Origin of the sequence: Bacillus basilensis (assembly GCF_050630465.1) — a bacterium.
GTDB lineage: Bacteria > Bacillota > Bacilli > Bacillales > Bacillaceae_G > Bacillus_A > Bacillus_A basilensis.
Genome location: NZ_JBNTQO010000026.1, coordinates 1 through 21,007, shown reverse-complemented (window position 1 = coordinate 21,007; position 21,007 = coordinate 1). Strand labels below are relative to the sequence as shown.

Genomic DNA, 21,007 nt, shown 5'->3' with positions numbered 1-21,007 from the left:
ATGGGTCAGAAGGTTAATCCAATTGGTCTTCGTGTCGGTGTTATCCGTGACTGGGAATCTCGTTGGTTCGCTGAGAAAGATTACGCTACATTATTACATGAAGACATCAAAATCCGTGAGTACATTACTGTACGCTTAAAAGATTCTGCTGTTGCTAAAGTAGAAATCGAACGTGCAGCAAATCGTGTAAATGTTACAATTCACACTGCAAAACCTGGTATGGTAATTGGTAAAGGTGGTACTGAAGTTGAAGCACTTCGTAAAGCTCTTAACCAATTAACAGGCAAGCGTGTACACATCAATATTTTAGAAGTTAAGAGAGCTGATCTTAACGCTAAATTAGTAGGCGAAAACATCGCTCGTCAATTAGAAAACCGTGTATCATTCCGTCGTGCACAAAAGCAAGTTATTCAACGTGCTATGCGTGCAGGTGCTAAAGGTATTAAAACACAGGTTTCTGGTCGTCTTGGCGGAGCTGATATCGCTCGTGCAGAATCTTACAGTGAAGGAACTGTTCCACTTCATACACTTCGCGCTGATATTGACTATGCAGCAGTTGAAGCTGATACAACATACGGTAAATTAGGCGTAAAAGTATGGATCTACCGTGGAGAAGTCCTTCCTACAAAAAAGAAAGCTTCTGAGGAAGGAGGAAAATAATATGTTAATGCCAAAACGCGTAAAATATCGTAGAGAGCATCGTGGTAAAATGCGTGGTCGTGCAAAAGGTGGAACTGAAATTGCTTTCGGTGAATTCGGTTTACAAGCACAAGCTGCTTCATGGATTACAAACCGTCAAATCGAAGCTGCTCGTCGTGCAATGACTCGTTACATGAAACGTGGCGGTAAAGTATGGATTAAAATTTTCCCTTCTAAACCTTACACTGCAAAACCTCTAGAAGTACGTATGGGTTCCGGTAAAGGGGCACCAGAAGGCTGGGTAGCAGTAGTAAAACCTGGGAAAATTATGTTTGAAATCGCGGGTGTATCTGAAGAGGTAGCACGCGAAGCATTACGTCTTGCAGCTCACAAGTTACCTGTGAAATGTAAATTCGTAAAACGTGAAGAAAATGGTGGTGAATCTAATGAAAACTAATGATATTCGTGAATTAACCACTGCCGAAATCGAAACAAAAGTTAAAGCTTTAAAGGAAGAATTGTTCAATCTTCGCTTCCAACTTGCTACAGGACAATTAGAGAATCCAACTCGCATCCGTGAAGTGCGTAAAGCGATTGCTCGTATGAAAACTGTAGTTCGTGAAAGAGAGATCGGAATTAATCGATAAATTGAGGGGAGGTTTGCATAGTGAGCGAACGTAACCAACGCAAAGTTTATACTGGTCGTGTTGTGTCTGATAAAATGGACAAAACGATTACAGTTTTAGTTGAAACTTACAAAACTCATTCCTTGTACGGAAAACGTGTTAAGTATTCTAAAAAGTACAAAGCCCATGATGAGCAAAACCAAGCGAAACTTGGCGATATCGTTAAAATCATGGAAACTCGCCCGCTTTCTGCTACTAAGCGTTTCCGTTTAGTTGAAATCGTTGAAGAAGCGGTTATTATCTAAATAGACGAATCGGAATTTTTAGTCCGAAGGGAGGTTTCATAACATGATCCAACAAGAATCTCGTTTGAAAGTTGCTGACAACTCTGGTGCACGTGAACTTTTAACAATTAAAGTATTAGGCGGCTCTGGTCGTAAATATGCTAACATTGGTGACATTATCGTTGCTACGGTAAAACAAGCAACACCAGGTGGCGTTGTTAAAAAAGGTGACGTTGTTAAAGCAGTAGTAGTACGTACGAAGAGCGGAGCTCGTCGTCCGGACGGTTCTTATATCAAATTTGATGAAAACGCAGCGGTTATCATCAAAGACGATAAGAGCCCACGTGGTACTCGTATCTTCGGACCAGTAGCTCGTGAATTACGTGATAGCAACTTCATGAAGATCGTTTCTTTAGCTCCAGAAGTTCTATAATTTAAGGTATTGCCTTGCTAAGGAGGTGCAGAATTAAGATGCATGTAAAAAAAGGTGATAAAGTACAGGTAATCACTGGAAAAGACAAAGGAAAACAAGGCGTTATCCTTGTGGCTTTCCCAAAGCAAAACCGTGTTATCGTTGAGGGTGTTAACATCGTTAAAAAACACTCTAAGCCATCTCAATTAAATCCACAAGGTGGAATTATTACTAAAGAAGCACCTATTCACGTTTCTAACGTTATGATTTTAGATCCGAAAACAGGTGAACCTACTCGCGTAGGCTTCAAAGTAGAAGATGGTAAAAAAGTTCGTATTGCAAAAAAATCTGGTGAATTATTAGATAAATAATTTTCTTAAGAAAGGAGGTCACTTCATTGAATCGCCTTAAAGAGAAGTTCCAAAAGGAAATTACTCCTGCTCTAGTGAGCAAGTTTAACTATAAATCTGTGATGGAAGTACCGAAAATCGAAAAGATCGTAATCAACACTGGTGTTGGTGACGCGGTATCTAACTCAAAAGCTTTAGACAATGCAGTAGAAGAATTAACACAAATCGCAGGTCAAAAGCCTGTTGTAACTCGTGCTAAAAAATCAATCGCTGGTTTCCGTCTTCGTGAAGGTATGCCAATCGGTGCAAAAGTAACTTTACGCGGACAGCAAATGTATGAGTTCTTCGACAAATTAGTATCAGTTTCTTTACCACGTGTACGTGATTTCCGTGGTGTTTCTAAGAAATCATTTGATGGTCGTGGGAACTACACATTAGGTGTTAAAGAGCAACTTATCTTCCCTGAGATTGATTATGATAAAGTAAGCAAAGTCCGCGGTATGGACATCGTAATCGTTACTACAGCGAAAACTGATGAAGAAGCTCGTGAACTTTTAACACAATTCGGTATGCCATTCCAAAAATAATGGAAGCCAACGCTAAGTAGAGGAGGCGAAAACGTGGCTAAAAAATCTATGATAGCGAAACAAAAGCGTACTCCTAAGTTTAAAGTACAAGAGTATACACGTTGCGAACGCTGCGGTCGTCCGCATTCTGTATACCGCAAATTTAAGCTTTGCCGTATTTGTTTCCGTGAACTTGCATATAAAGGTCAAATTCCTGGTGTTAAAAAAGCTAGTTGGTAAAACCCACAAATGGGAAGGAGGTAAAACACATGGTGATGACAGATCCAATTGCAGACATGCTTACTCGCATCCGTAATGCGAACATGGTACGTCATGAGAAATTAGAGGTTCCTGCTTCTAAAATCAAAAAAGAGATCGCTGAACTTTTAAAACGTGAAGGTTTCATTCGTGATGTAGAATACATCGAGGATAACAAACAAGGTATCCTTCGTATTTTCCTGAAATATGGTGCAAACAATGAACGTGTAATCACTGGATTAAAACGTATCAGTAAACCTGGCTTACGCGTTTACGCTAAAGCTGATGAAGTACCACGTGTACTTAACGGATTAGGTATCGCTCTTGTTTCTACATCTAAGGGAGTAATGACAGATAAAGACGCTCGTCAATTACAAACTGGTGGAGAAGTAGTAGCATACGTTTGGTAATATATATTTAAAACGAACGGAGGTGTGACCACATGTCTCGTATTGGTAAAAAGATTCTTGAAATCCCTGCAGGTGTTACTATTACAATTGCAGAAGACAATACTGTAACAGTAAAAGGCCCTAAAGGTGAATTAACTCGTAAATTCAATGCTGATATGTCTATCAAAATTGAAGAAAATACACTAACAGTTGAGCGTCCATCTGAACAGAAGGAACACCGTGCATTACACGGTACAACTCGTGCTTTAATCGGAAACATGGTTGAAGGTGTAACTACAGGTTTCGCACGCGGACTTGAATTAGTCGGTGTTGGTTACCGTGCTCAAAAACAAGGAGATAAACTTGTATTAAGCGTAGGTTATTCTCATCCAGTAGAAATGACTCCGGAAGCAGGTCTTGAAGTTGAAGTACCTGCACCAACTAAAATCGTAATCAAAGGTATCGACAAGCAACGTGTTGGCGAATTTGCTGCTAACATCCGTGCTGTACGTGCTCCTGAGCCATATAAAGGTAAAGGTATTCGTTACGAAGGCGAAGTTGTTCGTCGTAAAGAAGGTAAAACTGCTAAGTAAACCCGTTAGGTGAGAGAAAGGAGTGACAAGAATGATCACTAAAGCTGATAAAAATGCGACTCGTAAGAAAAGACATGCACGTGTACGTGCTAAACTTACTGGTACTGCAGAACGTCCACGTTTAAACGTGTTCCGTTCTAATCAACATATTTACGCTCAAGTTATTGATGATGTGAATGGTGTAACGTTAGTAAGTGCATCTACTCTTGATAAAGACCTTGCTCTTAACGGTACTAGCAATACTGAAGCTGCTACGAAAGTAGGAGAATCAGTTGCTAAGCGTGCTGTAGAGAAAGGCGTTAAAGAAGTAGTATTTGATCGCGGTGGTTACTTATACCATGGCCGTGTTAAAGCTCTAGCTGAAGCTGCTCGTGAGGCTGGATTACAATTTTAATGGTCAAAGGAGGGAAAATTGATGCATCGCATTGACCCAAGTAAATTAGAACTTGAAGAACGTGTAGTTACGATAAATCGTGTCGCGAAAGTTGTTAAGGGTGGTCGTCGTTTCCGCTTTGCTGCACTAGTTGTAGTTGGCGATAAAAACGGTCATGTTGGATTCGGTACTGGTAAAGCACAAGAGGTACCAGACGCAATTCGCAAAGCTATCGAAGACGCTAAGAAAAACTTAATCGCTGTACCATTAGTTGGTACAACAATTCCACACACAATCAACGGTCATTTTGGAGCTGGTGAAGTATTCTTAAAACCTGCTGCTGAAGGTACTGGTGTTATTGCAGGTGGACCTGTTCGTGCGGTACTTGAATTAGCTGGTGTACAAGATATTCTTTCGAAATCTCTTGGTTCTAACACACCAATCAACATGATTCGCGCTACTGTGAACGGATTAAGCGAACTTAAGCGCGCTGAAGATGTTGCAAAATTACGCGGTAAATCTGTAGAAGAGCTACTAGGTTAAGGAGGGAAAACAAATGGCGAAAAAGTTAGAAATTACCCTCACTCGTAGTGTAATTGGTCGTCCACAAGATCAACGTGCGACGGTAGAAGCTTTAGGTCTTAAAAAGTTGAATTCAACTGTAGTTAAGGAAGAAACTCCTGCTATTCTTGGTATGATCAACAAAGTTTCTCACCTTATAACTGTAAAAGAAGCTTAAGGATAACTCATTAATATAAGGAGGTGCCTGGGAATGAAACTTCATGAATTAAAACCTGCAGAAGGTTCTCGTAAAGTACGTAACCGTGTCGGTCGTGGTATCGGTTCTGGTAACGGTAAAACTGCTGGTAAAGGTCATAAAGGACAAAACGCACGTTCTGGTGGCGGTGTTCGTCTTGGCTTCGAAGGTGGTCAAACTCCATTATTCCGTCGTTTACCAAAACGCGGCTTCACAAACATTAACCGTAAAGAGTTTACTATTGTAAACTTATCAACGTTAAATCGTTTTGAAGATGGTACAGAAGTAACACCTGAATTATTGCTGGAAACTGGCGTTATCAGCAAGTTAAACGACGGTGTTAAAATTCTTGCAAGCGGAGCAGTAGAGAAAAAATTAACTGTTAAAGCGCACAAGTTCTCTTCAAGTGCTAAAGAAGCAATTGAAGCAGCTGGCGGATCAGTTGAGGTGATCTAATGTTTCGTACAATCTCCAACTTTATGCGCGTTGCTGAGATAAGACGTAAAATATTATTCACTTTAGCGATGTTAATCGTATTCAGGATTGGCACGTTTATCCCCGTGCCATTTACAAATGGAGACGTACTGAAAGCACAAGATCAATTAAATGCCTTAGGTATCCTAAATACATTTGGCGGTGGCGCCTTGAAAAACTTTTCCATCTTCGCGATGGGAATCATGCCGTATATTACAGCATCCATCATCGTGCAATTATTGCAGATGGATGTTGTTCCTAAATTTTCGGAATGGTCAAAGCAAGGTGAAATGGGCCGTCGTAAACTAACGCAATTCACGCGTTACTTTACAATTGTTCTTGCGTTTATTCAGGGGTTTGGTATGTCAATCGGTTTTAACGGTATGGTAGGTGGGCAATTAATTTTGAATCCTGGTTGGAGCACTTATTTATACATTGCTACGGTACTGACTGCTGGTACTGCATTTTTAATGTGGTTAGGTGAACAGATTACAGCTAAAGGTGTAGGTAATGGTATTTCCATCCTTATCTTTGGTGGTATTGCCGCAGCGATCCCAAGTGTTATATCTCAAGTGTATCAGCAACAGTTTCAAAATATCGGAGATCAATTGTTCATGAGTATCGTTAAAGTTGCATTGATCTTACTAGCTGTGCTAGCAGTTATTGTGGGTGTTATTTTCATTCAACAGGCTGTTAGAAAGATCCCAATTCAATATGCGAAGCGTGTAACAGGAGCGAATGGGAATCATGCTGGAGCACAAAACACTCATTTACCACTTAAGGTAAATAGTGCGGGTGTTATTCCAGTCATTTTTGCTGTTTCATTCTTAATTACACCACCAACTATTGCACAGTTCTTCCCGAAACATGATGTATCGCAGTGGATTATTGCAAACTTTAACTATTCTCACCCAGTGGGAATGATCATATATGTTGCGCTCATTGTAGCCTTCACATATTTCTATGCGTTTGTTCAGGTTAATCCAGAGCAGATGTCAGAGAATCTAAACAAGCAAGGTGGATATGTTCCAGGTATTCGTCCGGGTAAGAATACGGAACAATATCTAACAAAAATCTTGTATCGTTTGACCTTTGTAGGATCAATTTTCCTAGCAGCGATTGCAATCTTACCAGTTATCTTTACGAAACTGGGAAATCTTCCTCCATCTGCACAGATTGGTGGAACGAGTATGTTAATCGTTGTCGGCGTTGCTTTAGAAACAATGAAGCAGCTAGAAAGCCAACTGGTAAAACGCCATTACAAAGGGTTTATCAAGCAGTGAGTAAGTGGGAAGAAGCGTCTTCCCTACATGCTCATGTACTCTGAGGGGGAACAAGGATGAACTTAATTTTAATGGGGCTTCCTGGTGCTGGTAAAGGTACACAAGCCGAACAGATTGTTGCCAAGTATAACATCCCTCACATTTCAACAGGAGATATGTTCCGTGCAGCTATGAAGGCTGAAACTGAAATGGGTTTACAAGCTAAATCTTTTATTGATAAAGGTGCTCTTGTCCCAGATGAAGTTACAATCGGAATCGTTCGTGATCGTTTAAGCCAAGAAGACTGCGTAAGAGGATTCTTACTAGACGGTTTCCCACGAACTGTTGCACAAGCATCAGCTCTTGAAGAAATTATGAAAGATCTTGGCAAAAAAATCGACTATGTTTTAAACATTAATGTGGATTCAGGGTTGTTATTAAAACGCCTTACAGGCCGTCGCATTTGTAAAGAGTGCGGTGCGACTTACCACTTAGAATTCAATCCACCAGCGAAAGCTGATGTGTGCGATAAATGTGGTGGCGAATTATACCAACGCTCTGATGACAATGAAGAAACTGTAGCAAATCGTTTAGATGTAAATATTAAGCAAACAAAACCTTTGCTTGATTTCTACGAGGAGCTTGGTTACTTAGAAAGCATTAATGGTGAGCAAGATATCAATAAAGTATTTGCTGATATCGATGTTCTCATCGGAGGCTTAGCGTAATGATAATCTGCAAAACTCCTCGCGAGATAGAAATCATGCGAGAAGCTGGCAGGATCGTTGCTTTAACTCATCAAGAGTTAAAACAGCACATTACTCCAGGAATTACAACGAAAGAGCTCGATCAAATAGCGGAAAAGACGATTCAAAAATATGGTGCTACGCCATCTTTTAAAGGATACAACGGATTTCCGGGGAGCATATGTGCTTCTGTAAATGAAGAGCTTGTACACGGAATTCCAGGGAAGCGCAAGCTCAAAGAGGGCGATATCATCAGTATCGATATTGGTGCGAAATACAATGGGTACCATGGAGATTCTGCATGGACGTATCCAGTTGGAAACATTTCTGAATCTGTTCAAAAGCTACTTGATGTCACAGAAAAATCGTTGTATCTTGGTCTAGAACAAGTAAAACCAGGCGAAAGATTATCAAATATCTCACATGCGGTTCAAACCCATGCTGAAGAGAATGGATTCTCGATCGTTAGGGAGTATGTTGGTCACGGAATCGGGCAAGACTTACATGAGGACCCTCAAATCCCGCACTATGGTCCACCAAATAGAGGCCCTAGATTAAAGCCGGGAATGGTCATCTGTGTTGAGCCGATGGTGAATCAAGGAAGACGATATGTAAAAACACTATCTGATGACTGGACAGTGGTAACGGTAGATGGTAAATGGTGTGCCCATTTTGAGCACACGATTGCTCTTACAGAAGCAGGATACGAAATCCTTACCACTTTATAAGTAGCTGGCTCTCCGGGATTTCAGAGCAGTGTAAAATGTTACTGATTTGAAGAAGGGAGAACTATTGAATGGCTAAAGATGATGTAATTGAAGTCGAAGGTACCGTTCTTGAAACGTTGCCAAATGCTATGTTCAAAGTAGAATTAGAGAATGGGCATGTCGTATTGGCTCACGTTTCTGGTAAAATCCGTATGAACTTCATTCGTATTTTACCAGGAGACAAAGTTACGGTAGAATTATCTCCGTACGATTTAAATCGTGGTCGTATTACGTACCGTTTTAAATAATATAGCACTCCGTAATCTTTAAGGAGGTTCGAGACATGAAAGTAAGACCGTCAGTTAAACCAATCTGCGAAAAATGTAAAGTTATTCGTAGACGTGGAAAAGTAATGGTTATTTGTGAAAACCCTAAACATAAACAAAAACAAGGTTAATCAGAAGGAGGTGCATTCAGAATGGCACGTATCGCAGGTGTAGATATTCCTCGAGACAAACGCGTTGTTATTTCTTTAACTTACGTATTCGGCATTGGTCGCACAACTGCTGAAAAAATTCTTACTGAAGCTGGTATTTCTTCAGAAACACGAGTTCGTGATTTAACGGAAGACGAATTAGGACGTATCCGTGATATCATCGATCGTATTAAAGTTGAGGGAGACCTTCGTCGTGAAGTATCTCTTAACATTAAACGTCTAATGGAGATCGGTTCTTACCGTGGTCTTCGTCACCGTCGTGGCTTACCAGTTCGTGGTCAAAACTCTAAAAACAATGCTCGTACACGTAAAGGTCCACGTCGTACAGTAGCAAATAAAAAGAAATAATAAGTAAAGGAGGTTGAACTAACAATGGCACGTAAAACAAACACTCGTAAAAAACGTGTGAAAAAGAATATCGAAGCTGGTATAGCTCATATTCGTTCTACTTTCAACAACACAATCGTAACACTTACAGATACTCACGGTAACGCACTTTCTTGGTCTAGTGCTGGTGCACTTGGTTTCCGTGGATCTCGTAAATCTACTCCATTCGCTGCGCAAATGGCTGCTGAAGCTGCTGCTAAAGTTGCAATGGAGCACGGTTTAAAAACTTTAGAGGTTACTGTTAAAGGTCCTGGTGCTGGTCGTGAAGCTGCAATTCGTGCTCTTCAAGCTGCAGGTCTAGAAGTAACAGCAATTAGAGATGTTACTCCAGTTCCTCATAATGGATGTCGTCCGCCAAAACGTCGTCGTGTGTAATTTTTCTGTATAGAATTTTCCCTTTTGTCTATAATGGATATGATGCATTATCGAGAAATTTCGTACAGAAACATCGCTTGTTGTGCACAATCGGGAACTGCCTAAGGGGGACTTTCGGTTAAACAGAGGTTATACCTTTGTTTAACCGGGGTTTCGACGTTTTGAAGGAGGGTTTAGTTAATGATTGAAATCGAAAAGCCGAAAATCGAAACGGTTGAACTTAACGAAGATGCTAAATATGGTAAATTCGTAATTGAACCGCTTGAGCGTGGATATGGTACTACTTTGGGTAACTCCTTACGTCGTATTCTTTTATCCTCACTCCCTGGTGCCGCTGTTACTGCTATCCAAATCGATGGCGTATTACATGAATTTTCAACAGTTGAGGGCGTAGTAGAAGACGTTACGACGATCATCTTAAACTTGAAAAAGTTAGCTCTTAAAATCTACTCTGAAGAAGAGAAGACGTTGGAAATTGATGTGCAGGGCGAAGGTATTGTCACAGCTGCTGATATTACTCACGATAGTGATGTAGAAATCTTAAATCCAGATTTACACATTGCAACGTTAGCAAAAGATGCGCATTTCCGCGTGCGTTTAACTGCAAAGCGTGGCCGTGGGTATACGCCAGCTGATGCAAATAAAAGCGAAGATCAACCAATAGGAGTAATTCCTATTGATTCTATTTATACGCCGGTATCACGTGTGACTTATCAAGTGGAAAAGACACGTGTCGGACAAGTGGCTAATTATGATAAGCTTACGCTTGATGTATGGACGGATGGAAGCATCGGGCCAAAAGAAGCTATCTCTTTAGGTGCCAAAATCTTAACTGAGCATTTAAATATCTTTGTTGGTTTAACTGACGAAGCACAAAATGCTGAGATTATGGTCGAGAAGGAAGAAGATCAAAAAGAGAAAGTTCTTGAGATGACTATCGAAGAACTAGATCTTTCTGTTCGTTCTTATAATTGCCTAAAACGTGCAGGAATTAATACTGTACAAGAGCTTGCGAACAAAACAGAAGAAGATATGATGAAAGTTCGTAACTTAGGACGTAAATCCTTAGAAGAAGTTAAACATAAACTTGAGGAATTAGGTTTAGGTTTACGTAAAGACGACTGAGGATTTAAACCCATCAACAAAGGAGGGAACTACGAATGGCATACAGAAAATTAGGCCGTACAAGTGCGCAACGTAAAGCTATGTTACGTGACTTAGCTACTGATTTAATTATCAACGAGCGCATCCAAACGACAGAAACTCGTGCAAAAGAACTTCGTTCTGTAGTGGAAAAAATGATCACTTTAGGTAAACGCGGAGATCTTCATGCTCGTCGTCAAGCAGCAGCTTTCATTCGCAATGAAGTAGCTAACGCTGAGACTGGTCAAGATGCACTTCAAAAATTATTCGCTGATGTAGCTCCACGCTATGCTGAGCGCCAAGGCGGATACACTCGTATTGCAAAAATTGGTCCACGTCGCGGAGACGCAGCACCAATGGTAATTATCGAGTTAGTATAATGATAATTAAAAGGGCAGGACAGTTCTTTTCAAGAAACTGGTCATGGCCCTTTTTTTTAAATATAAAAATAGGTTAACTTGGCGAAGGAAAGGGTGCCTTGTATTGAAAAAAGAGAAACTTCGGACAGAAAATATATCATTTCAATATCCTGGGGCAGCCACTTATGCATTAAAAGATGTTTCATTTTCCTTATATGAGGGAGAATGGGTATCTGTTATTGGACAAAACGGTTCAGGGAAGTCTACACTTGCAAAATTATTGAATGGTTTGTTTTTGCCGGAAGCAGGGACAATTACAGTAAACGATACAATGGTTTTATCAGAGGAAACGGTATGGGATGTTCGAAAACAAATTGGAATGGTATTTCAAAATCCAGATAATCAATTTGTTGGAACAACAGTGCAAGATGATGTTGTATTTGGTTTAGAGAATATCGGAATGCCAAGAGAGCAGATGATAGAAAGATTAGAACAGGCCTTGCGACTTGTCCGTATGGAAGATTTTCTTAATGATGAGCCTCATTCGTTATCTGGTGGACAAAAGCAGCGAGTGGCAATAGCAGGTATTTTAGCACTTCAGCCATCTATTTTAATACTAGATGAAGCAACTTCAATGTTAGATCCCCAAGGGAGACGTGAAGTAGTAGAAACGGTTAGACAACTTGTTAATGAAAAAGGTATTACCGTGTTATCAATTACGCACGATTTAGAAGAAGCGGCACAGTCAGACCGTGTCATTATTTTAAATAAGGGAGAGATATTAGAGGAAGGGACTCCAGAACAAATTTTCAAGTCCTCTCATATGCTCCAAGAAATTGGATTAGATGTACCATTTTCAGTGAAAATAGCAGAATTATTAAAAAGAAATGAAATTCTCTTGCAAAATACGCATCTTACAATGGAAAGCTTGGTGAACGAACTTTGGAGATTACATTCCAAAAAGTAGAACATCGTTATCAATATAAAACTCCGTTTGAAAGACGCGCACTTTATGATGTGGACGTGTCGTTTCCAAGTGGGGGCTATTATGCCATTATCGGTCATACTGGTTCAGGTAAGTCGACGATGATTCAACATTTAAATGGTTTATTGCAGCCGACAAGTGGTACCGTTCAAATTGGGGAACATTTTATTTCGGCAGGAAAGAAAGAGAAAAAGCTAAAGCCACTACGTAAAAAAGTAGGGGTTGTCTTTCAATTCCCAGAACATCAGTTATTTGAAGAGACTGTGGAGAAAGACGTTTGTTTCGGCCCTACTAATTTTGGAGTATCTGTAGAAGAAGCGAAGCAAAAGGCAAGAGAGGCAATTGAACTTGTAGGATTAGAACCAGCACTGTTAACACGTTCGCCATTTGAGTTAAGCGGTGGGCAAATGAGGCGTGTTGCGATAGCAGGCGTACTGGCGATGGAACCTGAAGTGCTTGTCTTAGATGAACCTACAGCTGGACTAGATCCTAAAGGGCAGAATGAACTTATGGAGATGTTTTATAAGCTTCATAAGGAGAAAGGTCTTACAGTTATCCTTGTAACGCATAATATGGAGGATGCTGCTCAATATGCGCAGCAGATTGTAGTTATGCATAAAGGAACGGTCTTTTTGCAAGGAAGTGCAGAGGAAGTATTTTCACATGCTGATGAATTAGAGAAAATTGGCGTGGATCTTCCTATGTCTTTAAAGTATAAACGTGCGATTGAAGAGAAGTTTGGTATTTCAATTCCAAAGGCTACCTTATCTTTAGAGGATCTTACTCATGAAGTTGTGCAGGTATTACGAAAAGGTGGTCATGAATCATGCAGCAGTTGATTATTGGAAGGTATATTCCAGGGAATTCGCTTATTCATCAACTTGATCCACGTACGAAGCTGCTGATTGTCTTTTTATATGTATTTGTTGTTTTCTTAGCAAATAATGCGATTTCATATGGATTTTTATTTTTATATGCACTCATTGCTTTATTTTTTGCAAAAGTGCCGATTCGTTATGTACTTTCGGGCTTAAAACCAATTCTATGGATTTTTCTTTTTACATTTTTCCTGCATATTTTTACAAATAAAGAAGGGGAAGTACTATTCCAGCTTGGTTGGTTTTCGATACATGAAAAAGGATTAGAGCAAGGGATATACATTTCTATACGATTCTTCGTTATTATTTTAATAACAACATTATTAACGCTAACGACGACACCTATTGAGATTACAGATGGTCTGGAGACGTTATTAAAGCCGTTGAAGCGTATAAAAGTTCCTGTTCATGAAATCGCATTAATGATGTCAATTTCTCTTCGTTTTATCCCGACATTAATGGATGAAACGAGTAAAATAATGAAGGCACAAGCGTCACGTGGTATTGATTTCGCAGGGGGACCGATAAAAGATAGGATGAAAGCTATTATTTCACTACTTGTCCCTCTATTTATTAGTGCTTTTAAGCGTGCAGAGGACTTAGCAATTGCTATGGAAGCTCGTGGATATCAAAGTGGCGAAGGACGTACTAAATTTAGGCAACTACGCTGGAAAATAAGCGATACAGTAACGATTATAAGCTTACTTTGTTTAGCTTGTATTTTGGCATGGGTGCGATCGTAATGGAGAATAGAGAAATGGATAGAATAAAATGTACGGTTGCATATGATGGCCTGCATTTTTGTGGTTATCAAATTCAGCCGCAGCATCGTACTGTTCAACAAGAGATAGAGAAAGCTTTGCAGAAATTGCATAAAGGAGAACTTGTTCGTGTTCAGGCATCGGGCAGGACGGATTCTACCGTTCATGCTAAAGGACAAGTCATACATTTTGATACACCGTTGTCTCTTGAAGAGTGGCAATGGAGTAATGCATTAAACACAATGCTGCCAGATGATATTGTTATCAGACAGGTAGAGAAAAAAACAGAAGAATTTCATGCGCGTTACGGTGTCGAGAGAAAAGAATATCGTTACCGTGTATTATTATCAAAGACTGCGGATGTATTCCGTAGAAATTACGTATATCAATATCCATATCCGCTCGAAATCAATTCTATAAGAAAAGCGATTCCTTATTTTATCGGAACGCATGATTTCACTTCTTTTTGTTCGGCAAAAACTGACAAAAAAGATAAAGTGCGAACAATTTATGAAATTGAGTTAATTGAGCAAGACGATGAATTAATTTTTCGTTTTGTAGGGAATGGATTTTTATATAATATGGTCAGAATTATTGTTGGTACGTTGCTTAGCGTAGGGCAGGGAAAGCTTGATCCTGATAGCATTCCAGAGATTTTGGCGAAACAAAATCGTCAGTTTGCTGGAAAGATGGCTCCAGGTCATGGGCTTTACTTATGGCAGGTAAACTATAACAACTAATCCTGGTGTAACATTTGCTTGACATTAGAAACTCAAAAGTATATCATAACATATGGTATTGTTTCTAAAACCACGATTAGCCCCGGAAGGAAATCGTGTTTAAGATAAACAATAGATTTTTTCTATGGAAAAGATAACGAGGAGGGAAACACATGCGTACGACTTTTATGGCAAAAGCTAACGAAGTTGAGCGTAAATGGTATGTGGTTGATGCTGAAGGTCAAACTTTAGGTCGCCTTGCTAGTGAAGTAGCATCCATTTTACGTGGTAAAAACAAACCTACATTTACACCACACGTTGACACGGGTGATCATGTAATTATTATTAACGCTGAGAAAATTCATTTAACAGGTAATAAATTAAACGATAAAATTTACTACCGTCACACTAACCACCCAGGTGGACTTAAACAAAGAACAGCTCTAGAAATGCGTACAAACTACCCTGTACAAATGTTAGAGCTTGCAATTAAAGGCATGCTTCCAAAAGGACGCTTAGGCCGTCAAGTTTCTAAGAAACTAAACGTGTATGCTGGAGCAGAGCATCCACACCAAGCACAAAAACCAGAAGTTTACGAACTTCGCGGATAATCAATTAAAGGAGGGCTTACTTTGGCACAGGTTCAATACTATGGCACTGGACGTCGTAAGAGTTCAGTAGCGCGCGTACGCCTAGTTCCAGGCGAAGGACGCGTTATCATTAACGGTCGTGATTTTGAAAACTATATCCCATTTGCTGCATTACGTGAAGTAGTGAAACAACCTCTAGTTGCAACAGAAACTTTAGGTAACTACGATGTACTTGTAAACGTAAATGGTGGTGGATACACTGGTCAAGCTGGTGCTATTCGTCACGGTATTTCTCGCGCTTTATTAAAAGCTGATCCAGAATACCGTCTAACACTAAAACGTGCAGGTCTATTAACTCGTGACGCACGTATGAAAGAGCGTAAAAAATACGGTCTTAAAGGCGCACGTCGTGCACCTCAGTTCTCAAAACGTTAATTTTTGCGAACTACAAACCCCAACCATTTTGGTTGGGGTTTTTTTATGTTTCATTCCTCTTTTTTGATTTTTGTAGTTTGGAATATTTTAGTGCTATCCTCTCGCGTATGCTTCTTCTTTAGAAGTTTAGACTAATACGTATTAGGGAGGTTTATAAGTACTATGAATGTCATTGTCAGCTTACAAGAAAAACAAAAAGAAAAGCAGTTGAAATATGAACGGAAGATGCTGCGAGAATTATCATTAAAAACATTACGTTCAAATATTAGGGATGCCTTTCAGATGCAGGAACTTCATCGTCAGTATGAAGATTATTGTATTGAATTAGGGATAGAGTCGTATTTATTAGGAGCGAGATACAGTAAGTTTGGTTATTATGGTGAATCATTCTTTGATGTGAAATATAGAGCCTTAGAAGAAGAGCAACAATTAACAGAAACACTATTTCAATTTTTAACTAGCATGACTATGAGGGAAATTAAGTTACAAGATGAGGAATTGCTTTTTGAATCTTGCCAACAGTTTATCGGCTTATGGTGGCAGGAGGGGTATGAAAAAGGTGAAAGAAGATATCGTTTAAAGCTTCATTAAGACAAGCATAAACTTTCCTCTTGTCCCATATAAGTAATTAGAGGGACTAGCTGGAGGAGGAAAGGTATGAAGAGAATTCGAATTATCTCTTTTGCACTCGCTGCGGTTGTTTTGTTTTTTTTAGTCAAACAAGAGTTTCAAATTACAAAATCGTGGCGAGCTTGGAATTTACCCTTATCAGGGAAAGTAATTGTATTAGATGCTGGGCATGGTGGGCCAGACGGAGGGGCTGTTGGTGGAAAGGATATTGTAGAAAAGGATATTACGCTTGAGATTACAAAGAAGGTACAAGATTATTTACAAGAGCAAGGTGCACTAGTCATTTTAACGCGTGATGGAGATTATGATTTAGCTCAGAAAGATACAAAATCATATAGTAGACGTAAAGCAGAGGATTTAAAAAAGCGTGTAGAGATTATTAATAAACCTGATGTAGACTTTTTTGCGAGTATTCATTTAAACGCTTTAACTAGTAGTGGATCGAAAGGCGCACAAACGTTCTATTACCGTTCTTCGATTGAAAATGAACGTGCTGCGAAATTTATACAAGCTGAATTGAGAACGAGTTTAGAGAATACGAATCGTTCTGCTAAAACAATTTCTCATGTGTATTTATTAAAGCATGCGAAAACACCAGGCGCTTTAATTGAAGCTGGATTTTTATCGAATGTAAATGAAAGGTATATGTTAAATTCGGAGAAATATCAGCAAAAGGTAGCGGCTGCAGTATATCGTGGTATATTACGTTATTTCACGGAAAAAGGAAATCCTCCAGAATAAGGAGGATTTTTTTGAGTTTCTCTCGTTAACGAAGTTTTCCGAAAATATGTTATACTGGAAATGTAAACGCATTTATTTCAAAAATAAAGAGAGAGACATTTAATTTAACATTACGTTATTTTTCATACAGGGGGCTGGGCTAATTATGGTAACGAAAGAGCAAGTAGTGGAAGCGTTAGAAGGGATTGTAGATCCGTTTTTACATAAAACGTTAAAAGAAACAGGTGCAATTAAAGAGGTAACAGTCAAGCCTGAGAAGGAACATGTAAGTGTTAAAATTGCAATTGTAAAAACCGGTACTGCGGAACAAATGCAGTTGCAATCTGGAATTGTAAAATTAGTAAAAGAACTAGGGGCAGCAACAGTAGGGCTTCGCTTTGCAGAATTTACAGAAGAGGAATTAGCTCAGTTTGCACCGGAACAGGAAGAAGAGCAAAATGAATCTTTATTGTCGCCAAATTCAAAAACGACATTTTTAGCAGTAGCGAGTGGAAAAGGTGGAGTCGGAAAATCAACAGTTTCTGTTAACCTTGCCATTGCTTTAGCTCGTCTAGGGAAAAAGGTTGGTATAATTGATGCCGATATTTATGGTTTTAGCGTACCGGATATGATGGGGATAGAAAAACGTCCTGTTGTAAGAGGAGATAAAATAATTCCAGTGGAGCGTCTAGGTGTAAAGGTAATCTCGATGGGATTCTTTGTAGAAGATAATGCACCGGTTATTTGGAGAGGGCCTATGCTTGGGAAAATGTTAAATCATTTCTTTACAGAAGTGGAGTGGGGCGATTTAGACTATTTAGTTTTAGATTTACCACCGGGTACAGGTGATGTTGCGCTAGATTTACATTCAATGTTGCCGGCTTGTAAAGAGATTATTGTAACAACGCCGCATCCAACAGCGGCATTTGTAGCAGCGCGTGCTGGAGCTATGGCTTTACGTACAGAACATAGTATTCTTGGTGTTGTTGAAAATATGGCTTATTTCGAAAGTAAAACAACCGGTGAAAAAGAATATGTGTTCGGAAGAGGTGGAGGAGATAAATTAGCTACAGAACTTCAAACAGAAGTACTTGGCAGAATCCCGCTTCAACAACCCGATTGGAATAAAGAAGACTTTGCACCGTCAGTATATGAAGATACACATACGACAGGTCTTATTTATCGCACGATAGCTGAGACAGTAATTGATAAAACAGCTGTTGCACAAAAATAAAATGATAATGAGTGGGCGATACATATATTGTCCACTCATTATTATCGTTATTATTTTTACTGCTGTTCCTTTTTACCGTCTTGGGAACCCCCCTCGCCGCCTGCTTCTTTCTTATCAGATCCGCTTTTTTCGGCTTTTTGTACACCTTTACTAATAATATCAATCATCTTAGCTTGGAAGAGTGGGCTTTCAGCAGTTTCTGTTAGTACTTGTTGTAAATATTGACGGTATTCTTTGCTCTTCATTGTTTGTAACATCATTTTTTCTACTTCAGGGTTTTTCATAATTTCTATAACGCCTGCTTGGTATTCTGGGTCTTTTAGTAATGTTTTCATTAAGGTTGTTTGTTCTTTCCCCATACTTTTAGCAAATTTTGATGAGAACTCAGGGTCTTTAAAGAGCTTTTCCCAGAATTGTTGCCCTTTGTCGGATACCATTGCATCTTCAATCGTTTTCTTTACTACTGTTTCATCTAGTATGAGTGCTTGTTTCATTTTTTCATCAGTTAACACATCTTGAATGGCTTTCTTACCTTGATCGGTTTTTAAAATATCAACAATCATTTTCTTTGTTTGATCATAATCAAGTTCGGACTTTGCTTCTTTTTCTTGTGCACATGCTACAAGTACAAGAAATAGAAAAGAAGAAGTCAAAACGAGCAGCATCCGTTTCATAAGTTGGAACTCCTTTCAGCACAGTTCTCTCTTTTTAATATAAATATCTTTAAGGAATTTATACATGAACATGGCTAGCTTTTTGAAATTGTCATTGATACAATTTAATTAGAAATATAAGGATAATGGGGGATGTGTTGTGAATAGCCGCAAGTGGGTACGACTATTTTTTACGACGTTGTTTCTTGGTGGGATTAGTACGGTCATTATTGGGTTTGTTTTGGAGTGGGACAAGTACGCTAAATTTTTTCAAAATTTCGACGGAAAGGAGATTTTAGCAGTTTCCTTTTGGTTGATGGGTGTAGGATTTATTTTTAGTGTTATAAGTCAAATGGGGTTCTTTGCCTATTTAACAATCCATCGTTTTGGGCTAGGTATGTTTCGATCATCTTCTTTATGGAATGCAGTACAGCTTTTCTTTATTGCATTTGTTTTATTTGATTTCGTGTATTTAAGATCCGTACTGATTGCAAATGGGGAAGTTTCATTAGGGAATAACATACTTGTTGCTGGAATATTATTTGTGTTCGGAGCAATTGTTGCTTATGTAAAGAGTAAAGAAACGAATAAAAAGGCATTTGTGCCTGCTTTGTTCTTTATGGTTGTTGTAACAATTCTCGAATGGGTACCAGCGCTTCGGATTAATGATACCGATTGGTTATATTTAATGGTTATACCGCTATTATTATGTAATGCATATCAGTTACTTATATTACATCGTTTAATTGGGAAAACGAGTAAGTCGGCCTAACGAAGATAGTTTTTTAGCAGAGTAGTTGTCCGAATGTAAATATCGGGATAAAAAAAGCTCTACTACCTTAATGAAAGGTAGTAGAGCTTTTTATGAGTGAAGGCACGAGGGAAAAGAATTACTGTACATCTTCACTTTTTGTACTTGTGTTGGAAATAAGTTGTGATACTGATATTTGTTCATACCCATCACTCTTTAATTTTTGTAGGAGCAGTGGTAAAGCTTTATTTGTTTGAAGAGCAGAATCGGATGCGTGTAATAAGACGATATCTCCACCTTTCAAATTGTTAGAGACAGTGGAAACGATATTGTTTACACCAGGGTTTTTCCAGTCGTTTGAGTTATTACTCCAATGAACGATAGTGTATCCGAGTGATTCTGCTATTTTAAGTGTTGCTTTGTTAAAGTCTCCACTAGGTGGACGTAATAGCTTGACTTGTTTCACACCGAGTTTTGTAAAAACATCTTGTGCTCGCAAAAGATCTCTTCGTATTTCATTTGTCTCTAGAGAAGTGTAGGATGTGTAATTATAACCCATACTACCGATTTCATGTCCATCTTTTATGATGCGTTCAACAACATCAGGGTGTCTTTCTGCCCATGCTGCAGAAAGGAAGAAGGTTGCATTCTTAATGTCCTTTTCTTTAAGTGTATCAAGGATTGGAATTGCTTTTTTGTCTCCCCAACTAATATCAAACGTGAATGCAACTTGTTTTTTAGAGGTGTCGCCTTTGTAAATAACTTTAGGTCCTGTAGCAGTTGAAAAAGCAGACTCATGTGAATATGTTTTCAAAAAGAGTAGCCATGCTGTAAATAAGGAAAGTATCACTATTAAGCTAATGTGTTTAAAGTTTCTTTTACTCGTAATAAAAAAGAAAAACATAATATTACGCCCCTTTGTCCAATCCTTTTCAGTTACATATATGCTGTAAATATAAAAAAGAGAACAAGGGATTAATATCGTAGGTAGTGGATATAATGAATGATAGGATTTTGATAAGTGAAAATGAGCGGAATGTTTATTGCTCTGTAAGAAATGATTGAGGTGATGAGTTGCTTGGATTTATGTTAACGAAAGAAGAGAAAAAAGAAATGGAATACATATTGAAGAGAGAGTTAGAAGAACTTTTATTTGACTTTGAAGATGAACGCATTCATGAGGTTGTAAAAAAAGCGATGGAAGAAAGATATAAAATCATTTTTTGTTTGTTTCGAAGAGTCGCCAATGCAGAGGAATGTATTCGTTATGTAAGAAAAAGAACTTTTTATTAAAAAGTATTGACGTTAATGGTTATTATATGATAAATTAATAACCGTCGCTGATGCAGAAACGCAGAAGACGAAAAAAAAGAAATTAAAAAACTTAGTTGACATCGAAAAACGAAGATGTTAACATAAGGAAGTCGCAAATGAGCGACCAAGTAGTTCTTTGAA

At 38.8% G+C, this 21,007-nt stretch carries 36 protein-coding genes; 34 read left to right on the top strand and 2 right to left on the bottom strand.

Going from position 1 to position 21,007, the window contains the following annotated elements:
- The 32 genes from rpsC (at position 1) to ACQVV1_RS27475 (ending at position 18,148) form a co-directional block, all read left to right on the top strand.
- Entirely contained in the window at positions 1-660 is a 660-nt protein-coding gene (gene rpsC, locus ACQVV1_RS27630) for a 30S ribosomal protein S3 (protein WP_000529958.1), read from the top strand.
- A gap of 1 nt (position 661) precedes the next feature.
- Positions 662-1,096, top strand: a complete 435-nt coding sequence (rplP, locus tag ACQVV1_RS27625; RefSeq protein ID WP_000928969.1) for a 50S ribosomal protein L16 — start codon at positions 662-664, stop codon at positions 1,094-1,096.
- Positions 1,086-1,286, top strand: coding sequence for a 50S ribosomal protein L29 (gene rpmC, locus ACQVV1_RS27620; RefSeq protein WP_000855718.1), 201 nt, complete (start codon positions 1,086-1,088; stop codon positions 1,284-1,286). The genes rplP and rpmC overlap by 11 nt, the downstream gene beginning before the upstream one ends.
- 20 nt (positions 1,287-1,306) lie before the next feature.
- The gene (gene rpsQ / locus ACQVV1_RS27615; protein WP_000004106.1) at positions 1,307-1,570 is read left to right on the top strand and encodes a 30S ribosomal protein S17; all 264 of its coding nucleotides are present in this window, start codon (positions 1,307-1,309) and stop codon (positions 1,568-1,570) included.
- A 43-nt stretch (positions 1,571-1,613) separates the two neighbouring features.
- Positions 1,614-1,982 carry a 50S ribosomal protein L14 gene (gene rplN, locus ACQVV1_RS27610; protein WP_000615912.1) on the top strand — a complete coding sequence of 123 codons (369 nt, stop codon included), beginning with the start codon at positions 1,614-1,616 and terminating at the stop codon, positions 1,980-1,982.
- Between the two features lie 38 nt (positions 1,983-2,020).
- Positions 2,021-2,332, top strand: a complete 312-nt coding sequence (gene rplX, locus ACQVV1_RS27605; RefSeq protein ID WP_000558200.1) for a 50S ribosomal protein L24 — start codon at positions 2,021-2,023, stop codon at positions 2,330-2,332.
- Positions 2,333-2,358: 26 nt separating this feature from the next.
- The gene (gene rplE / locus ACQVV1_RS27600; protein WP_001080830.1) at positions 2,359-2,898 is read left to right on the top strand and encodes a 50S ribosomal protein L5; all 540 of its coding nucleotides are present in this window, start codon (positions 2,359-2,361) and stop codon (positions 2,896-2,898) included.
- A 33-nt stretch (positions 2,899-2,931) separates the two neighbouring features.
- Positions 2,932-3,117 carry a 30S ribosomal protein S14 gene (gene rpsN, locus ACQVV1_RS27595; protein WP_001085700.1) on the top strand — a complete coding sequence of 62 codons (186 nt, stop codon included), beginning with the start codon at positions 2,932-2,934 and terminating at the stop codon, positions 3,115-3,117.
- A gap of 29 nt (positions 3,118-3,146) precedes the next feature.
- On the top strand, positions 3,147-3,545 hold the full coding sequence (gene rpsH, locus ACQVV1_RS27590; RefSeq protein WP_000245511.1) for a 30S ribosomal protein S8: 399 nt from the start codon (positions 3,147-3,149) through the stop codon (positions 3,543-3,545).
- 32 nt (positions 3,546-3,577) lie between these two features.
- Complete coding sequence (rplF, locus tag ACQVV1_RS27585) at positions 3,578-4,117, top strand: 50S ribosomal protein L6 (RefSeq protein ID WP_063222355.1); 540 nt, start codon at positions 3,578-3,580, stop codon at positions 4,115-4,117.
- Between the two features lie 31 nt (positions 4,118-4,148).
- The gene (rplR, locus tag ACQVV1_RS27580) at positions 4,149-4,511 is read left to right on the top strand and encodes a 50S ribosomal protein L18 (RefSeq protein ID WP_000628818.1); all 363 of its coding nucleotides are present in this window, start codon (positions 4,149-4,151) and stop codon (positions 4,509-4,511) included.
- A gap of 21 nt (positions 4,512-4,532) precedes the next feature.
- The gene (gene rpsE / locus ACQVV1_RS27575; RefSeq protein WP_000554646.1) at positions 4,533-5,033 is read left to right on the top strand and encodes a 30S ribosomal protein S5; all 501 of its coding nucleotides are present in this window, start codon (positions 4,533-4,535) and stop codon (positions 5,031-5,033) included.
- Between the two features lie 13 nt (positions 5,034-5,046).
- Positions 5,047-5,229 carry a 50S ribosomal protein L30 gene (gene rpmD / locus ACQVV1_RS27570; protein ID WP_001085231.1) on the top strand — a complete coding sequence of 61 codons (183 nt, stop codon included), beginning with the start codon at positions 5,047-5,049 and terminating at the stop codon, positions 5,227-5,229.
- A gap of 33 nt (positions 5,230-5,262) precedes the next feature.
- Positions 5,263-5,703 (top strand): 50S ribosomal protein L15, encoded by a 441-nt coding sequence (rplO, locus tag ACQVV1_RS27565; RefSeq protein WP_000766083.1) that lies wholly within the window; start codon positions 5,263-5,265, stop codon positions 5,701-5,703.
- Positions 5,703-7,004 (top strand): preprotein translocase subunit SecY, encoded by a 1,302-nt coding sequence (gene secY, locus ACQVV1_RS27560; RefSeq protein WP_060629212.1) that lies wholly within the window; start codon positions 5,703-5,705, stop codon positions 7,002-7,004. Before rplO ends, secY begins: the two co-directional genes overlap by 1 nt.
- 56 nt (positions 7,005-7,060) lie before the next feature.
- Positions 7,061-7,711, top strand: a complete 651-nt coding sequence (locus tag ACQVV1_RS27555) for an adenylate kinase (protein ID WP_060629213.1) — start codon at positions 7,061-7,063, stop codon at positions 7,709-7,711.
- Positions 7,711-8,457 carry a type I methionyl aminopeptidase gene (map, locus tag ACQVV1_RS27550; protein ID WP_000582539.1) on the top strand — a complete coding sequence of 249 codons (747 nt, stop codon included), beginning with the start codon at positions 7,711-7,713 and terminating at the stop codon, positions 8,455-8,457. The genes ACQVV1_RS27555 and map overlap by 1 nt, the downstream gene beginning before the upstream one ends.
- Positions 8,458-8,525: 68 nt before the next feature.
- Positions 8,526-8,744 carry a translation initiation factor IF-1 gene (infA, locus tag ACQVV1_RS27545; RefSeq protein ID WP_001029884.1) on the top strand — a complete coding sequence of 73 codons (219 nt, stop codon included), beginning with the start codon at positions 8,526-8,528 and terminating at the stop codon, positions 8,742-8,744.
- A gap of 35 nt (positions 8,745-8,779) precedes the next feature.
- On the top strand, positions 8,780-8,893 hold the full coding sequence (gene rpmJ / locus ACQVV1_RS27540; protein WP_000868344.1) for a 50S ribosomal protein L36: 114 nt from the start codon (positions 8,780-8,782) through the stop codon (positions 8,891-8,893).
- Between the two features lie 21 nt (positions 8,894-8,914).
- The gene (gene rpsM / locus ACQVV1_RS27535) at positions 8,915-9,280 is read left to right on the top strand and encodes a 30S ribosomal protein S13 (protein ID WP_000090790.1); all 366 of its coding nucleotides are present in this window, start codon (positions 8,915-8,917) and stop codon (positions 9,278-9,280) included.
- A gap of 24 nt (positions 9,281-9,304) precedes the next feature.
- Entirely contained in the window at positions 9,305-9,694 is a 390-nt protein-coding gene (gene rpsK, locus ACQVV1_RS27530; protein WP_000101797.1) for a 30S ribosomal protein S11, read from the top strand.
- Positions 9,695-9,874: 180 nt separating this feature from the next.
- Positions 9,875-10,819, top strand: a complete 945-nt coding sequence (locus tag ACQVV1_RS27525; RefSeq protein WP_000569643.1) for a DNA-directed RNA polymerase subunit alpha — start codon at positions 9,875-9,877, stop codon at positions 10,817-10,819.
- A 35-nt stretch (positions 10,820-10,854) separates the two neighbouring features.
- Positions 10,855-11,217, top strand: a complete 363-nt coding sequence (gene rplQ, locus ACQVV1_RS27520) for a 50S ribosomal protein L17 (protein WP_000331490.1) — start codon at positions 10,855-10,857, stop codon at positions 11,215-11,217.
- Between the two features lie 103 nt (positions 11,218-11,320).
- The gene (locus ACQVV1_RS27515; protein WP_142332871.1) at positions 11,321-12,163 is read left to right on the top strand and encodes an energy-coupling factor ABC transporter ATP-binding protein; all 843 of its coding nucleotides are present in this window, start codon (positions 11,321-11,323) and stop codon (positions 12,161-12,163) included.
- The gene (locus ACQVV1_RS27510) at positions 12,139-13,020 is read left to right on the top strand and encodes an energy-coupling factor ABC transporter ATP-binding protein (RefSeq protein ID WP_242256477.1); all 882 of its coding nucleotides are present in this window, start codon (positions 12,139-12,141) and stop codon (positions 13,018-13,020) included. The genes ACQVV1_RS27515 and ACQVV1_RS27510 overlap by 25 nt, the downstream gene beginning before the upstream one ends.
- Positions 13,008-13,802, top strand: a complete 795-nt coding sequence (locus tag ACQVV1_RS27505) for an energy-coupling factor transporter transmembrane component T family protein (protein WP_242256475.1) — start codon at positions 13,008-13,010, stop codon at positions 13,800-13,802. Before ACQVV1_RS27510 ends, ACQVV1_RS27505 begins: the two co-directional genes overlap by 13 nt.
- Positions 13,803-13,816: 14 nt before the next feature.
- Entirely contained in the window at positions 13,817-14,560 is a 744-nt protein-coding gene (truA, locus tag ACQVV1_RS27500; protein ID WP_309259595.1) for a tRNA pseudouridine(38-40) synthase TruA, read from the top strand.
- A gap of 152 nt (positions 14,561-14,712) precedes the next feature.
- Positions 14,713-15,150 carry a 50S ribosomal protein L13 gene (gene rplM / locus ACQVV1_RS27495; RefSeq protein WP_001260793.1) on the top strand — a complete coding sequence of 146 codons (438 nt, stop codon included), beginning with the start codon at positions 14,713-14,715 and terminating at the stop codon, positions 15,148-15,150.
- A gap of 21 nt (positions 15,151-15,171) precedes the next feature.
- Positions 15,172-15,564 (top strand): 30S ribosomal protein S9, encoded by a 393-nt coding sequence (rpsI, locus tag ACQVV1_RS27490; RefSeq protein ID WP_000079986.1) that lies wholly within the window; start codon positions 15,172-15,174, stop codon positions 15,562-15,564.
- Between the two features lie 162 nt (positions 15,565-15,726).
- Complete coding sequence (locus tag ACQVV1_RS27485) at positions 15,727-16,155, top strand: YbaK family protein (RefSeq protein WP_001101006.1); 429 nt, start codon at positions 15,727-15,729, stop codon at positions 16,153-16,155.
- A 66-nt stretch (positions 16,156-16,221) separates the two neighbouring features.
- Positions 16,222-16,935 carry an N-acetylmuramoyl-L-alanine amidase CwlD gene (cwlD, locus tag ACQVV1_RS27480; protein ID WP_309259596.1) on the top strand — a complete coding sequence of 238 codons (714 nt, stop codon included), beginning with the start codon at positions 16,222-16,224 and terminating at the stop codon, positions 16,933-16,935.
- A gap of 145 nt (positions 16,936-17,080) precedes the next feature.
- Positions 17,081-18,148, top strand: a complete 1,068-nt coding sequence (locus ACQVV1_RS27475) for an Mrp/NBP35 family ATP-binding protein (protein WP_016089666.1) — start codon at positions 17,081-17,083, stop codon at positions 18,146-18,148.
- 56 nt (positions 18,149-18,204) lie between these two features.
- On the opposite strand, the gene gerD is transcribed toward ACQVV1_RS27475, so the two are convergent.
- Positions 18,205-18,822 (bottom strand): spore germination protein GerD, encoded by a 618-nt coding sequence (gene gerD, locus ACQVV1_RS27470; RefSeq protein WP_048562644.1) that lies wholly within the window; start codon positions 18,820-18,822, stop codon positions 18,205-18,207.
- A gap of 139 nt (positions 18,823-18,961) precedes the next feature.
- On the opposite strand from gerD, the gene kbaA reads away from it, so the two are divergent.
- On the top strand, positions 18,962-19,573 hold the full coding sequence (gene kbaA / locus ACQVV1_RS27465) for a KinB signaling pathway activation protein KbaA (RefSeq protein ID WP_242256471.1): 612 nt from the start codon (positions 18,962-18,964) through the stop codon (positions 19,571-19,573).
- A 118-nt stretch (positions 19,574-19,691) separates the two neighbouring features.
- On the opposite strand, the gene pdaB is transcribed toward kbaA, so the two are convergent.
- Positions 19,692-20,456, bottom strand: a complete 765-nt coding sequence (gene pdaB / locus ACQVV1_RS27460) for a polysaccharide deacetylase family sporulation protein PdaB (protein ID WP_063222360.1) — start codon at positions 20,454-20,456, stop codon at positions 19,692-19,694.
- 170 nt (positions 20,457-20,626) lie between these two features.
- Between pdaB and ACQVV1_RS27455 the strand changes: the two genes are divergently transcribed.
- Positions 20,627-20,845 carry a hypothetical protein gene (locus ACQVV1_RS27455; protein ID WP_016089662.1) on the top strand — a complete coding sequence of 73 codons (219 nt, stop codon included), beginning with the start codon at positions 20,627-20,629 and terminating at the stop codon, positions 20,843-20,845.
- The last annotated feature ends 162 nt before the right edge of the window (positions 20,846-21,007 follow it).